Origin of the sequence: Microbacterium sp. AISO3 (assembly GCF_002204305.1) — a bacterium.
Classification (GTDB): Bacteria; Actinomycetota; Actinomycetes; order Actinomycetales; family Microbacteriaceae; genus Microbacterium; species Microbacterium arborescens.
In genome coordinates this window covers 136,921-150,605 of the sequence record NZ_NHRF01000008.1, presented here as the reverse complement: position 1 = coordinate 150,605, position 13,685 = coordinate 136,921, and the positions used below count along the sequence as shown (strand labels likewise).

At 70.3% G+C, this 13,685-nt stretch carries 13 protein-coding genes; 7 read left to right on the top strand and 6 right to left on the bottom strand.

The window, feature by feature from the left end:
- Positions 1-16 precede the first annotated feature (16 nt).
- A complete protein-coding gene (locus CBF90_RS12860) occupies positions 17-511 on the top strand; it encodes a DUF1269 domain-containing protein (RefSeq protein WP_088380767.1) in 495 nt (164 codons plus the stop codon).
- A 52-nt stretch (positions 512-563) separates the two neighbouring features.
- Here the strand turns inward: CBF90_RS12860 and CBF90_RS12855 are convergent, their stop codons facing one another.
- The 3 genes from CBF90_RS12855 to CBF90_RS12845 are packed head-to-tail and all read right to left on the bottom strand — an operon-like array spanning position 564 to position 2,163.
- Positions 564-794, bottom strand: coding sequence for a helix-turn-helix transcriptional regulator (locus tag CBF90_RS12855; RefSeq protein ID WP_023953812.1), 231 nt, complete (start codon positions 792-794; stop codon positions 564-566).
- A complete protein-coding gene (locus CBF90_RS12850; RefSeq protein ID WP_088380766.1) occupies positions 791-1,405 on the bottom strand; it encodes a hypothetical protein in 615 nt (204 codons plus the stop codon). Before CBF90_RS12850 ends, CBF90_RS12855 begins: the two co-directional genes overlap by 4 nt.
- Positions 1,405-2,163 (bottom strand): hypothetical protein, encoded by a 759-nt coding sequence (locus tag CBF90_RS12845; protein ID WP_088380765.1) that lies wholly within the window; start codon positions 2,161-2,163, stop codon positions 1,405-1,407. The genes CBF90_RS12850 and CBF90_RS12845 overlap by 1 nt, the downstream gene beginning before the upstream one ends.
- Positions 2,164-2,338: 175 nt before the next feature.
- On the opposite strand from CBF90_RS12845, the gene CBF90_RS12840 reads away from it, so the two are divergent.
- The 3 genes from CBF90_RS12840 (at position 2,339) to CBF90_RS12830 (ending at position 6,497) form a co-directional block, all read left to right on the top strand.
- Positions 2,339-4,864 (top strand): ATP-dependent Clp protease ATP-binding subunit, encoded by a 2,526-nt coding sequence (locus CBF90_RS12840; protein WP_023953818.1) that lies wholly within the window; start codon positions 2,339-2,341, stop codon positions 4,862-4,864.
- A 145-nt stretch (positions 4,865-5,009) separates the two neighbouring features.
- Positions 5,010-5,516, top strand: coding sequence for an N-acetyltransferase (locus CBF90_RS12835; RefSeq protein WP_242435675.1), 507 nt, complete (start codon positions 5,010-5,012; stop codon positions 5,514-5,516).
- Positions 5,517-5,747: 231 nt separating this feature from the next.
- Entirely contained in the window at positions 5,748-6,497 is a 750-nt protein-coding gene (locus tag CBF90_RS12830) for a gamma-glutamyl-gamma-aminobutyrate hydrolase family protein (protein WP_242435674.1), read from the top strand.
- Between the two features lie 153 nt (positions 6,498-6,650).
- On the opposite strand, the gene CBF90_RS12825 is transcribed toward CBF90_RS12830, so the two are convergent.
- A complete protein-coding gene (locus CBF90_RS12825) occupies positions 6,651-7,535 on the bottom strand; it encodes a transglutaminase family protein (RefSeq protein WP_023953824.1) in 885 nt (294 codons plus the stop codon).
- Positions 7,532-10,051, bottom strand: coding sequence for a circularly permuted type 2 ATP-grasp protein (locus tag CBF90_RS12820; RefSeq protein WP_088380763.1), 2,520 nt, complete (start codon positions 10,049-10,051; stop codon positions 7,532-7,534). Before CBF90_RS12820 ends, CBF90_RS12825 begins: the two co-directional genes overlap by 4 nt.
- A 68-nt stretch (positions 10,052-10,119) precedes the next feature.
- Here CBF90_RS12820 and CBF90_RS12815 point away from each other — a divergent pair, with 68 nt between their 5' ends.
- The 3 genes from CBF90_RS12815 to CBF90_RS12805 all read left to right on the top strand — a co-directional run bounded on the left by CBF90_RS12815 (position 10,120) and on the right by CBF90_RS12805 (position 11,989).
- On the top strand, positions 10,120-10,632 hold the full coding sequence (locus tag CBF90_RS12815; protein ID WP_023953828.1) for an amino-acid N-acetyltransferase: 513 nt from the start codon (positions 10,120-10,122) through the stop codon (positions 10,630-10,632).
- Between the two features lie 45 nt (positions 10,633-10,677).
- On the top strand, positions 10,678-11,346 hold the full coding sequence (locus CBF90_RS12810; protein WP_172407842.1) for a hypothetical protein: 669 nt from the start codon (positions 10,678-10,680) through the stop codon (positions 11,344-11,346).
- Positions 11,347-11,581: 235 nt separating this feature from the next.
- Positions 11,582-11,989, top strand: a complete 408-nt coding sequence (locus CBF90_RS12805; protein ID WP_023953832.1) for a hypothetical protein — start codon at positions 11,582-11,584, stop codon at positions 11,987-11,989.
- A gap of 317 nt (positions 11,990-12,306) precedes the next feature.
- Here the strand turns inward: CBF90_RS12805 and radA are convergent, their stop codons facing one another.
- Positions 12,307-13,671: a DNA repair protein RadA gene (radA, locus tag CBF90_RS12800; protein WP_064955528.1), complete on the bottom strand. Its 1,365-nt coding sequence runs from the start codon at positions 13,669-13,671 to the stop codon at positions 12,307-12,309.
- Between the last annotated feature and the right edge of the window lie 14 nt (positions 13,672-13,685).

Below are 13,685 nucleotides of genomic sequence, written 5' to 3'. Positions count from 1 at the left end.
ACGGAATGAGGATTTCATGGCCGATTTGATCGTGATCGCTTTTGACACCGAGGCGGATGCCGAAGCCGCCTACAACGAGATTCAGGTTCTCCAGAACGACCTGGTCGTCGAACTCGCCGGCCTCGCCCTGGTCAAGGTCGACGACGAGGGGAAGACGAAGGTCGAATACCCCGGCGTCGTCGGGAAGGTGGGAGCCGGCGCCGCGGGCGGAGCGCTGTTCGGGGCGCTGATCGGCATCCTGTTCTTCGTGCCCATCGCCGGGCTCGTCTTCGGCGGACTGTTCGGGGCGCTGTTCGCGGGCCTCGACAAGACCAATCTGGATGCCGAGTTCCGCGACCGCGTGAAGTCCGCCGTCTCCGCCGGGAAGTCGGCGGTCGTGCTCTACGCGACGAAGATCACGACGGACAAGTTCGCGTCGGCGCTCGCCGGCTACAACGGCACCGTCGTGCAGACGTCGCTGTCGGAGAAGGACGAGCTAGAGCTCATCCACGACCTCAGCAGCACGCGGTAATCCGGGGTGCGTCCGGGCCGGGGTCTCATTCGCCGCACCCCGGCCCGGTTCGTCAGTCCGCGCGGACCAGCAGGTCGCCGATCTCGCAGTCGAGCGCCCGACAGATCGCGGAGAGCGTCGAATAGCGGATGGCGCGGGCGCGATCGTTCTTCAGAACCGACAGGTTCACCACCGATACGCCGACCATCTCGGACAGGCGCGTGAGGGTCATCCCGCGCTCGGCGAGCAACTCGTCGAGGCGGCAATGGACCCCGCTTGGGCCGTCGTCGTCTGCCGGGCTCACACGAGGCCCTCGGTGTCGCGCTGCAGGCGCACGCCACGTCGGAAGGCGACCGCGATGAGGCCGACGGTCACACCGACCGCCCATACCGGCGCCCATTGCCAGAAGTCGAGGAAGTGCAGCGGCTCGACCTCGCCGACGCCCAGAGCGGTGAGGATGCCGTTACGCCCGATGTTCTCGAGGACGAGCACGACGAATCCTCCTCCGACGAGCGCCCACCCGATGACATCGAAGGCGCGAGCGGTCGCCGGGACGAAGAACCGTCCGCGCAAGAAGCTGCGTGCCACATACATCACGGCGGCGATCACGGCGAGGCAGGTGATCCCCCACGCCACGAACGAGCCGGCCAGCGCGGCGGCGGTGCCGCCGTCGACCTCCGGCGCGATGACGAGGGCGGTCTGCACGATGCCGTCGACGTACCCCGTCCCCGACCCGACGGAGGCGGAGAACGGTTCATCGTCGATGTCGATCCTCCAGGCGACGCCGGCGTCTCGGAAGACGTCGAGAAAGCGCGCGACGACCGTCAGTACGACGGTGACCGCCGCGCCGATGCCGAGGAGGAGGACGGTGATCGCGTCGGCGGCATCCGACCGGGGTCCGCGAGTGAGGGTCATCACACCAGTCCTTCCGTGTCGCGCTGGAGCCGTGAGCCGTACCGGAACACCGCGGCGAGGGCGGCGAGCCCGAGGCCCGCGGCGATCGGCCAGAACGGCAGGGTGATGTTGAGCGTCGCTTCCGGCCACCAGGCGAGCGGGTCGTCGATTCCGGGGATCTCGGTCCACCCCGCGCTGCCGCGCGCGAACAGCTCGTGCGACGCCATGCTGCCGGCGATGTCCGAGAGCACCTGAGCGGCGGTTCCGCCGGCAGCGACGATGACAGCGGTCGCCATCGTCATGCGCACGATGATGCGGGTGAAGGCGCGTCCGGCCAGGAGCTGGAAGCAGGCCACGGCGATGAGTGCTGCGATCGCGGCGGGTATCAGCGACCACAGCGCCTGCCCGGCAGTCCAAAGCCCGCGCGCGAGAGGGCTGATGCCCGCCGCATCCACCTCGGCGACCGTGAAGCCGCCGCCGACGACCTCGGCAGTCGGGCCCGTATCGATCGTGACTCCCGGAAGGAGCTCGGGCCAGAACGTCGCGACCGGAACGCTCATGCGCGGCGCGTCGGCGGAGAGGTTCTGAACCACGGAGATGGCCGCGCCGAGCAGGCCGAAGGCCGCCCACAGCGCGGACAGAGTCAGTGCGACGCTCACGACGGGAGAAGGTTCGCCGCGACGGCGTGCGCGTGCTGCAGCGACACCGAACACGGTGGCCGCGACGACGATCACCACCGCGATCACCAGGATCGGGCCGATGTTCCACAAGACCAGCATTCTCTGGACGCTCCATATCGATAGTCGTTGTTATCGAGAAACGTTATGGCCTGACCCCGCCGAGCGCAACCCCGCGTAACGCTATGCCGACGGCGAACACGGGCATACCCGTATCCGTGCCTGGTTACTCTCTTTCGTAAGCGCCCGGAGTCCCGGCGCTCGAAGGAGGCTGACGATGTTCGAGAGATTCACGGATCGTGCCCGTCGCGTGGTCGTGCTCGCCCAAGAAGAGGCGAAGATGCTCAACCACAACTACATCGGGACCGAGCACATCCTCCTGGGTCTGATCCACGAGGGTGAAGGCGTCGCAGCCAAGGCCCTCGAGAGCCTGGGCATCTCGCTCGACGCCGTGCGCGAGCAGGTACAGGACATCATCGGTCAGGGGCAGCAGCAGCCGACCGGTCACATCCCGTTCACGCCGCGCGCGAAGAAGGTCCTCGAGCTGTCGCTGCGCGAAGCGCTTCAGCTCGGACACAACTACATCGGCACCGAGCACATCCTCCTCGGCCTCATCCGCGAGGGCGAGGGCGTCGCCGCTCAGGTGCTCGTCAAGCTCGGCGCCGACCTGAACAAGGTGCGCCAGCAGGTCATCCAGCTGCTCAGCGGCTACCAGGGCAAGGAGCCCGCCGGCGCGACCGTCGGCGCGGGCGAGCAGACCCAGGCGCCGCAGGGCGGCTCGGCCGTGCTCGACCAGTTCGGGCGCAACCTCACGCAGGCCGCGCGCGACAACAAGCTCGACCCGGTGATCGGCCGCGAGAAGGAGATCGAGCGGGTCATGCAGATCCTCTCGCGTCGCTCCAAGAACAACCCCGTCCTGATCGGCGAGCCCGGCGTCGGCAAGACCGCCGTCGTCGAGGGCCTCGCCCAGGCGATCGTCAAGGGCGATGTGCCCGAGACGCTCAAGGACAAGCAGGTCTACTCGCTCGACCTCGGCTCGCTCATCGCCGGTTCCCGCTACCGCGGTGACTTCGAGGAGCGCCTGAAGAAGGTCACGAAGGAGATCCGCACCCGCGGCGACATCATCGTCTTCATCGACGAGATCCACTCGCTCGTCGGTGCCGGTGCGGCCGAAGGCGCGATCGACGCGGCGTCGATCCTCAAGCCGCTGCTCGCCCGCGGCGAGCTCCAGACGATCGGTGCCACGACGCTCGACGAGTACCGCAAGCACTTCGAGAAGGATGCCGCCCTCGAGCGCCGGTTCCAGCCGATCCAGGTCGGCGAGCCCAGCATCCCTCACGCGATCAACATCCTGAAGGGTCTGCGCGACCGCTACGAGGCGCACCACAAGGTGCAGATCACCGACGGTGCACTGGTCGCCGCGGCCAACCTCGCCGACCGGTACGTCAGCGATCGCTTCCTGCCCGACAAGGCCATCGACCTGATCGATGAGGCCGGCGCCCGCCTGCGCCTGTCGATCCTGTCGTCGCCGCCCGAGCTGCGCGAGTTCGACGAGAAGATCGCCAAGGTCCGTGAGGACAAGGAGCGCGCGAGCGAGGAGCAGGACTTCGAGAAGGCCGCGGCGCTCCGCGACGAGGAGAAGTCGCTGCTCGCCGAGCGCCTGCGTCTCGAGAAGCAGTGGCGTTCGGGTGACGTCGCGTCGCACGCGGTGGTCGACGAAGGCCTTATCGCCGAAGTGCTCGCCCAGGCCACCGGCATCCCGGTGTTCAAGCTCACCGAGGAGGAGACCAGCCGTCTCGTCTTCATGGAGAAGGCGCTGCACCAGCGCGTCGTCGGCCAGGAAGAGGCCATCGCGGCGCTCTCGCGCACCATCCGTCGTCAGCGTGCTGGTCTGAAGGACCCCAAGCGTCCCTCGGGCTCGTTCATCTTCGCCGGTCCCACCGGCGTCGGAAAGACCGAGCTGGCCAAGGCGCTCGCCGAGTTCCTGTTCGACGACGAGGGTGCGCTGATCTCCCTCGACATGTCGGAGTTCGGCGAGAAGCACACCGTCTCGCGTCTGTTCGGTGCCCCTCCCGGATTCGTCGGATTCGAAGAGGGCGGCCAGCTCACCGAGAAGGTGCGCCGCAAGCCGTTCTCGGTCGTGCTCTTCGACGAGATCGAGAAGGCCCACCCCGACATCTTCAACTCGCTGCTGCAGATCCTCGAAGAGGGTCGTCTGACCGACGGTCAGGGCCGCATCGTCGACTTCAAGAACACCGTGATCATCATGACGACGAACCTCGGTTCGTCGGCGATCGCCGGTGGTCCGGTCGGCTTCCAGGTCGAGGGCAACGCGCAGACCAGCTACGAGCGGATGAAGGGCAAGGTCGACGAGGAGCTCAAGCGGCACTTCAAGCCCGAGTTCCTCAACCGCGTCGACGACGTCATCGTCTTCCCGCAGCTGAACAAGGCCGAGCTCCGTCAGATCGTCGACCTGTTCACGAAGCGACTGAGCGACCGTCTGCTCGACCGCGACATGACGGTGGAGCTGTCGGATGCCGCGAAGGACCGCCTCATCGAGATCGGCTTCGACCCGGCGCTCGGTGCCCGGCCGCTGCGTCGTGCGATGCAGCGCGAGGTCGAGGACCAGCTCAGCGAGAAGATCCTGCACGGTGAGCTCAACGCGGGCGACCACGTCAAGGTCGACACCGAGGGCGGAAAGTTCGTCTTCGAGACGGCTCCGCGCGAGGGCAAGGTCGCGGTCGGCGTCGGCGCGGCCGGCGAGATCGCCGCGACCCCCGACATCGCTGCGAGCGGCGACTGACCGGGTTCGCGAGAGCGACCAGCTGCACGGAGGGGCGGATGCTGCGGCATCCGCCCCTCCGGCGTTTCCGGCGCGGGTGGGTCGTGCGCTGGCTCGGAGGGCGAGGGCATGGCTCGGACGGCCGCCGGTGCCCGAGAATGGCGGGATGCAGTCGAACACCGTCGTCGTTCGTGCCGTCGACAGGATGGATGCGGACTGGATCGCCCTCTCGGGCCTCCTTCGCGATTACCACCTGCAGACCGAACACGAGAAGGCCCAGCACGGGGCGGTGGACCGGCTCGCCGGTGCTGAGCTCCCGGCGCGATACCAGGCCGAGATCGACGACCCGGCGTCGGCGTTCGCGGGAGCGGTGGTCGTCGTCGCCGAGGGGCACGACGGGGTCGTCGGCATGGTGGCGTTGCAGCGCTCCGGACGCGACGTCGAGGTGAAGCGGCTGTGGGTCGCGCCGGCCGGACGCCGGCGCGGGGTAGCGGCGGCTCTCATGGCATACGCGCGCGAGCACGCCGAGCGAGCGGATGCGGAGGGGCTGCGGCTGTCCGTCTGGGACTGGCGCGCCGACGCGCTCGCCCTCTATCGGTCTCAGAGTTTCACCATCGAGCCGTCGTGGGAATCGCGCGCGCGACTGATCTGCCTGCGCCGAGCGCTGCGCTGACCTCAAGCTCGTCGCCCTCCGCTCATCTCCGCGCTCCATTTCGCTTCCCGGTGTCGCCAACAGGCTGAGCGCGGTGGCGTGCGGTGTCTCGGTCGCCTTGTGCGCCCGGAGCCGGTCGACGGGACGCGTCGCATGGACCTCGGCGCGTTGCCCGCGGTCGGCCGCCCGCATCCCGGAGGGCGGTGTGCCGCGTGTGATCGGCGCGAAACACAGCGGCTCTACGATCGGCGCGTGAGCAGCGACGACGCCACGACGGCGCCCCGACCCGTCATCGGCCTGACGACCTACCTCGAGCGTGCGCAACAGGGGGTGTGGGACGTGCGGGCGAGCTTCCTGCCGCAGCAGTACTTCGGCGGGGTGACGTCATCGGGCGGTGCCGCGCTGCTGCTGCCGCCGCAGCCGTCGCCCCGGGCCGCCGCGGATGTCGTGCTCGACCGGATCGACGGTCTCGTCCTCACGGGCGGCCTCGACGTGCAGCCCGAGCTGTACGGCGCCGAGCGGCACCCCCTCACGGATCCGGCTCGGCCCGACCGCGACGACTGGGAGCTGGCGCTGCTGCGAGGCGCCCGCGAGCGCGGCATCCCGGTTCTCGGCATCTGCCGCGGATTGCAGCTCATCAACGTCGCCGCGGGCGGCACGCTCCATCAGCATCTCCCGGACGTGCTGGGCACCGATCGCTACCAGCTCGGCGACGGTGTCTTCGCGCGGAACGAGGTCGCGGTGTCGGCCGGGACGATGCTGTCCGAGCTCGTCGGAACGGGCGCCCTCACCGTGAGCAGCTATCACCACCAGGGCATCGACCGCCTCGGCGACGATCTCGTGGTCTCGGCGCGCAGCGGCGAGGGCCTGCCGCAGGCGATCGAGTCTCCCGGGTCGGATTTCCTCGTGGCGGTGCAGTGGCATCCCGAGGAGGATGCCGCCGACCGCCGGCTCTTCCTCGGCCTCGTCGCCGCAGCGACGGAGTACGCAGCGGGCCGCTGAGCCCGCCGGCATCCGTGGCCGGTCGGCACGCGCTTACGTGCCGCGATGCAAGCATTCGTTCCCGACACCCCGGAGTTGGATGCCCCGCCCCGGGGTGTCGGCGCGGATCCCTTGCATCCGCGCACGGCGGAACGCGCACGGCACCTCGGCGCGTCAGGGCTCGAGCGGGGCGACGTCGACCGAGACGCGCAGAGTCGAGGTCTTCGCCTCGGTGAAGATGATGCCCTTGACGGGCGAGACGTCGCCGTAGTCCCGGCCCCACGCGACCGTGACGTAGCGGTCGTTGGCCCACTGGTCGTTCGTCGGGTCGATCGCGAGCCACTGATCGGTGCCGGGCAGCCAGACCGCGAGCCACGCGTGCGAGGCATCGGCGCCGAAGACCCGCTCCTTGCCGGGCGGTGGCTGGGTCGCGAGGTAGCCCGAGACGTAGCGTGCCGCGACGCCGTGCGAGCGCAGGCACGCGAGGGCGACGTGAGCGAAGTCCTGGCAGACGCCGGCGCGCTTCTCCAGCGCATCGGCGACGGTGCTCGTGACGGTCGTCGCGGTGCTGTCGTAGTCGAAGTCGGTGTAGATGCGGTGCATCAGGTCGGTCGCCGCTTCGCCGATCGGGCGCCCCGGGGTGAGCGAGACCGCGCCGTAGGCGGCGGTGGCGTCCGACTGCGCGACGCGGGGAGACGGCATCGCGAACTCCGCGGCGCGCCACGCCCCCTCCTGGTCGGGATGCCGCAGCGGTCGCGCCGACTCCCAGGGCAGGTCGAGTGCTGCCGGGTCGTACTCCGGCGCGGAGACCACGACCTCGCTCGACGCCTCGATCGACAGCGCCTCATGCGCGTCGGTGACGTGGAAGTAGGTCGACCAGTTGCCGAAGTAGTCGGATTCGCGACGCATGTCGCCCGGGGCGGGGGAGACGACGACATCCGCCTCGCGCACCCGTTGCCCGGGCAGCTCGCGCGGGATCAGGTGGAACTGCCCGACGCTGTCCTCGACGGGGGCGCTGTAGGTGTAGGCGGTGCGATGCCAGACGCGGTACTGCTTCACGCGCGAGCCTCCATCAGTTCCTCGATGAGGGCGAGCGACGACAGGGCGACCGGGGGCGGGCCGCTCTCGAAGTGCAGCTCGTCGATCGCGTCGCCGAGCTGTTCGAGGTGCGCCATGAGGTCGTCGAGCAGCGCGGAGAGCGGCGATCGGATGCCGTCGACGGCATCCCCCAGCGCATCCGTGTCGATCGCGTCGACGAGGTTCTCGAGGTCGTCGACCAGGCGCTCCGGACGGGTCGACCCCGTCGATGCGGGAGCCGCGGCGAGATGCGTCCGCAGTTCGGCGAGGCAGAAGGCGAGCGAGCGGGGGTTGTCGGGGTCGCGCAGCAGCAGGTCGAGCACGTCGCCGAGGCGCACCGACCCGCGGAACCGGCGCCGGTGGGTGACGATGCTCTCCGACGCGGTGAGCAGCGCCTCGAGCACGGCCCGCTCAGTGCGTGCGTCGCGGCGGTCGACGACGACCCGCAACACGTGGCACACCTGCAGTGCGCGCTCGAGGAAGCGTCCCGCCTCGATGAAGTGCCATCCGGTGTCGCGCATCATGTTGGCCGTCACGCCCTGCAACGACAGCACGACGGTGAGCATGCGTCCCGCCGACTCGGCCGTACGGTGCGCGTGCGATGAGGCCCGGAGCGCACGAGAGGCGCGTTCGATGCCCGCGAAGACGCGCCAGGTGTCGCCCGACAGCTGGTCGCGGACTCCGTCGAGCGCCTCGCGCAGTCGGCTGAGCGCATGGGCGGCCGAGCCCACCCGCGCGGGGTCGAGCAGGAGCGACCGGAAATCGGCGTCGGCGGCATCCGGTCCCGGCCCGGCGAGCCGGTGGACGGCGTCGCGCAGCACGCGGGCGCTCGTGTGGCTGGCGCGGCCGGCTCCGGCGAGGTCGAGCTGCTGCTGCGCCGTGAGCACGAGCCGCAGCAGGTCTTCGGCGCGCTCGGCGTAGCGACCCGACCAGAACATGTCGTCCAGGGCGCGCGGCGCGATGCTCGGAGCGCTCCGGCCGCCCGGGAGCGGACCGATCTCGACGAGGCCCTGGTCCGCGTCGCCCTCGGCGGCCTTCAGCACCCAGACGTCCTTCGTCGTCGGGGCTGCGTCGGGGCTCTCGCGCACCGTGGCGAGCCCGCCGAGGAGCGGGCGGTAGGCCGAGCCGTGGCGCAGAGTGAATGCGCGGAAGATCAGGGCCCGGGCACGCGCGCCCTCGCCGGTCCAGACGGGGGCCTGCGAGAGGGGCAGCAGCTCCTGGCCGACGTAACGGTGCGGAGCCGCCTCGATGCGAGCGGCGACGGCCGAGGCATCCCGTCCGGCGAGATCGCGGCGCGACCCGTCGATCGTCCGGACGAGCAACGTCGGGTCCTGCGCGTGCACGCGCTCGATGACGGTGGCGCGCGCTTCGTCGTCACCGCACCACCACGTCGGGACGGCGGGCAGGCGCAGCTGTTCGCCGAGCAGCGCCTCGCACGCGGCGGGCAGGTAGGGCAGGAGCGCCGGGTTCTCGAGGACGCCCGCTCCGAGTCCGTTGACCAGGCGCACGGTTCCGCGCCGCACCGCCTCGGTGAGGCCGGCCACACCCAGGCGCGAGTCGGAGCGCAGCTCGAGCGGGTCGCACCATTCCGCGTCGACGCGGCGCAGGATGACGTCGACCTGCTCGGTCGGTTCCCGGCGGGGCCAGCCGGTGGGCTTCATCCACACCCGCCCGCCGCGCACGACGAGGTCGCTGCCCTGCACGAGCGACAGGCCCAGGCCCCGCGCGAGGAGGGCCTGGTCGAACGCGGTCTCGGAGTGCGGCCCTGGCGTCAGGACGACGACGCGGGGCTCGGTGACGCCCTCGGGCGCGGATGCGGCGAGAGTCGCGTGCAGCGCCGAGAAGTAGGGCTCCATGCGGTGCGGGTCGCTCTGCTGGTACAGATCGGGGAGCACCTGCGAGATGACGCGGCGGTTCTCCATCGCGAACCCGAGGCCGGACGGGGCCTGCACGCGGTCGGCGAGCACGCGCCATTCGCCGTCGGCGTCACGACCAAGGTCGGTGCCCGACAGCAGCAGCGGATGCCGGTCTGCCGCGGTCGCCCGCGCGAGGGGGCGGAGGAATCCCGAGTGGCCGAGCACCGCGGCGGCGGGGACGACCCCCGACGACAGCAGGGTCTGCGGTCCGTACAGGTCGGCGAGGACGGCGTTCAGCAGCTCGGCGCGCTGTGCGAGGCCCGTCTCGAGCGGGGCCCAGCTGGCGGCGTCGACGACGAGCGGCACGGGGTCGAGCTGCCAGGGCTGGGCGCCGCTGTCGGGCCGGACGTAGGTCACGCCGTCATCGGCGAGAAAACGGGTGATCTCGCCTTCGACGCGGCCGAGCTCGGACGGCGTCAGGGCCAGCGCGAGGCCCGCGAGAGACTGCCAGGCCGGGCGGAGGCCGCCGTCGGCGTCGACCACCTCGTCGTAGCGTGACAGGTCTGCAGGTCCGTGGGGAAGCGACGACAGCGGCAGTGTCGGCTGGGACACTGCGGCTGCGTAGTCACGGAGCACGCTCACGTCGGTACTCCAAAGCGGGAGGGATCTCGGGCTGAGGCAACCTTACCGGCGCGGACTATCGTTGAGGTGTGAGCTCCGACGACCCGGCCTTCGTCGTCCGCCCCGCACGGGCGAGCGACGTCCGCGGCATCCGCGAGATGCTCGAGCCCTGGGTGCAGCGACGAATTCTGCTCGGCAAGGACCTCGTGGTGCTCTACGAGTCGGTGCAGGAGTTCGTCGTCGCCGAGGCCGACGGGCAGCTGATCGGATGCGGCGCCCTCCATGTCATGTGGGAAGACCTCGGCGAGGTGCGCACCCTCATCGTCGTCGACGAGTGGCTGCACCGTGGAGTGGGCGGCGCGATCGTCGACCGGCTCGAACAGGGCGCTCGGGAGCTCGGCCTGTCGCGCCTGTTCTGCCTCACGTTCGAGGTCGACTTCTTCGCGCGTCGCGGCTTCGAGGCGATCGGCGAGCAGATCGTCGATGCCGACGTGTACTCCCAGCTGCTGCGGAGCCCCGACGAGGGCATCGCGGAGTTCCTCGACCTCGCGCACGTCAAGCCGAACACCCTGGGCAACACCCGGATGCTCAAGCACCTCTAGGCGTGCCGCCTCGGCGGCATCCGGCCCGCGTCCTACCCTGGCTTCATGACCGACACGCCGCCTCGCCGCCGTCATTCGCCCGCGGTCTACCGTCGGCGACGTCTCGTGCTGCTCCTCGTCGTGCTCCTCGTCATCGCGGCCGTGGTGCTCGCGTTCTGGCGCCCGTGGGAGGGCTCGACCGCGGGCAGCGCGCCCGCTCCGACCGTGTCGTCGGATGCCGGCGAGGCGTCGGCGTCTCCTCCGGCCGACCAGCCCGCGCCCGCGGCATCCCCGAGCGCGCCTCAGCCGTCTTCGGACGCCACGCCGGCCGACGTCGAGGCATGCTCTGCTCGATCGGTCCAGGTCTCCGCGGTCACCGATAAGGACGCCTACGGCGCCGGCGACCTGCCGCAGCTGTCGATCTCGCTGACGAACTCGGGCGCGGAGCCGTGCCTGCTCAACGTCGGCACGGCGACGCAGAAGCTGACGGTTTCGAGCGGCCCCGACGTCTGGTGGCGCTCGACCGACTGTCAGAGCGAGTCGAGCGACCAGGTCGTGCAGATCGATCCCGGACAGACGGTCTCGAGCGTGACGCCGATCACCTGGGATCGCACGCGGTCGTCGGTGGACAGCTGCGACGGGGAGCGGCCGGCAGCGCCCGCGGGCTACTTCAATCTGGCGGTCGAGATCGGCGGGCTGGCGGGTCAGCAGGAACGTCAGTTCGTCCTGCGCTGAAGCCGTCGCGTGGGTGAGACTTTTCTCACCGGCTAGAGGCAGACAGGGGTCGGGACCGGTCGTAACCTGGATGCAGTTCCCCGAGGAACCCCGCTGTCCCCAGCAGCGAGTAGTCGCGTAACCCCCCAGAATCGCGACGACGGATCCCCACCTCGGGTGAGCGATGGGCCCTCTCGATTTCCTCAGTCCCCAATGAAGAGTTCGAGAGGGCCCCTTCTCTCTCTAGGCTGAGGTGATGGCTGGAAAGAAGCGGGGCGCGAAGAAGCCGCTGCCCGAGTTCCGCAACCCGCAGCTCGCCGACGCTCTGCAGACGCAGGACATGGCGGCCCTCGCGTTCGCCCTGCGGCACGGCCCGACCGTCGTGCCGCTCATGCGGCCGGGGAACCGGGATGATCCGCGCGACGTCGGGGAGATCTGGACCTATCGGGATCCGAACACGGGGGATGTCGCGCTGCTCCTGTTCAGCGATGCGGCCCACAAGCCCGAGGCGCTCCCGGCCCATGTCGCGCTGCAGTCGCCCGGCGGTCTGCGCGCGTTCCTCGGGGTTCACGAGTCGGAGATCACCACGGTGTTCTTCGACATCGCGGGCCCGCACCCGATGCAGGCCGCCCCGCAGGACGTGATCGCCGCCCTCGACGCGTGATCGTGCGGTCTCGGGTTCGGGTTTGGGCTCGGGGTTTGGGGTTTGGGGCTCGGGCGGGGGCTCGTGGTTTGGGTTGGCGCTTCGCGCCCCCTCGAGCGCTGAGTGCGGGCGTGAGCTGCCAGGTGGGCCGGGGTGGGTTGGGGCTCGTGGTTTGGGCTGGCACTTGGTGCCCCTTCACTCCTGGGGTAGGGGCGTGAGCTGCCAGGTGAGTCGGGGTGGGTTGGGGTGCTGGTCGCTGGGTTGGCAGTTGGTGCCCCGTCATCCCTCGGGTGGGGGCGTGAGCTGCCAGGTGAGGCGGGGCGAAGGGCGTGAGCGGGTCAGAAGCCGGTGTCGGTGGCGGATGCCGCGGGCTGGCGCACCTGCAGGTCGCGCATCGCTCCCCCGATGGTCCGGGATGAGGCATCCACCACCGCGGTATAGCCCATGCGCTTCGCTTCGGACTGCCGCTGGTTCGACTGGGTGACCGGGCGGATCTCGCCCGCGAGGCTGAGCTCACCGAAGGCCGCCACCTGTCGCGACACGGCCTTACCGCCGACGGCGCCGGCGATGGCGATGGCGATGGCGAGGTCGGCGGCGGGCTCGACGAGGCGCACGCCGCCCACGGTCGAGACGTAGACATCCTGGTCACTCGTGACTGCGACTCCCCGCTTCTCGAGCACGGCGAGGATCATCGCGACGCGAGCGCTGTCGACGCCGCTGACGACACGGCGGGGGTTCGGCGCCCCGGTCTTGAGCGTCAGTGCCTGGACTTCGACGGGCAGCGCGCGTCGACCCTCGAGCGCGATCGTCACGCAGGTTCCGGGGACGGGGTCGCCGTGGCCCAGGAACAGCGCGCTCGGATCGGGCACCTCTGCGATGCCGTCGCCGGTCATGTCGAAGCATCCGACCTCATCCGTCGGCCCGAAACGGTTCTTCAGTGCTCGGACGAACCGGAGCGAGGTCTGCCGGTCTCCCTCGAACTGGCAGACGACGTCGACGAGGTGCTCCAGGACGCGGGGGCCGGCGATCGACCCGTCTTTCGTGACGTGTCCGACGATGAGGACGGGGAGGTCGCGCTCTTTCGCGACACGGATCAGCGTCGACGCCACTTCGCGCACCTGGCTCGGCTGGCCGGCCACTCCGTCGGAGAGCGATGACGACACCGTCTGCACCGAGTCGACGATGAGCAGATCGGGACGCACCTCGTCGACGTGGCCGAGCACCGTGGCGAGGTCGGTCTCGCTTGCGAGGTAGAGCGCGTCGTGCAGCGCGCCGGTCCGCTCGGCCCGGAGCCGGACCTGACCGAGCGACTCCTCGGCACTCACGTAGAGCACGCGACGCCCCGAGCGAGCCGACTGGGCGGCCACCTCGAGCAGCAGAGTCGACTTGCCGACGCCGGGCTCACCCGACAGCAGGATCGCCGCGCCGGGGACGACGCCGCCGCCGAGCACGCGGTCGAACTCGCCGACACCGCTCGACCGCCGTGGTGCCTCGGTCGTGTCGATCTCGGTGATCGGACGAGCGGCGCGCGCAGCGCCGGGACTCACCGCCGTCACGGTCGACGTGATGCCGGTCTGCGTCGCCGCCTCGACGACGGTGCCCCACTGCTGGCACTCCCCGCAGCGGCCGACCCACTTCGCCGTCGTCCACCCGCATTCCGTGCACTTGAAGGCCGTGGTGGGGGCGGGACGTCGAGAGGCCATGCGTCCAGGGTAGG

Excerpts from the sequence above, each read along its gene's own strand:
- CBF90_RS12860 (WP_088380767.1), top strand. The coding sequence starts at position 17 with ATGGCCGATTTGATCGTGATCGCTTTTGACACCGAGGCGGATGCCGAA.
- CBF90_RS12835 (WP_242435675.1), top strand. The coding sequence starts at position 5,010 with ATGCAGTCGAACACCGTCGTCGTTCGTGCCGTCGACAGGATGGATGCG.
- CBF90_RS12850 (WP_088380766.1), bottom strand. The coding sequence starts at position 1,405 with ATGACCCTCACTCGCGGACCCCGGTCGGATGCCGCCGACGCGATCACC.
- CBF90_RS12805 (WP_023953832.1), top strand. The coding sequence starts at position 11,582 with ATGGCTGGAAAGAAGCGGGGCGCGAAGAAGCCGCTGCCCGAGTTCCGC.
- radA (WP_064955528.1), bottom strand. The coding sequence starts at position 13,671 with ATGGCCTCTCGACGTCCCGCCCCCACCACGGCCTTCAAGTGCACGGAA.
- CBF90_RS12810 (WP_172407842.1), top strand. The coding sequence starts at position 10,678 with ATGACCGACACGCCGCCTCGCCGCCGTCATTCGCCCGCGGTCTACCGT.
- CBF90_RS12845 (WP_088380765.1), bottom strand. The coding sequence starts at position 2,163 with ATGCTGGTCTTGTGGAACATCGGCCCGATCCTGGTGATCGCGGTGGTG.
- CBF90_RS12840 (WP_023953818.1), top strand. The coding sequence starts at position 2,339 with ATGTTCGAGAGATTCACGGATCGTGCCCGTCGCGTGGTCGTGCTCGCC.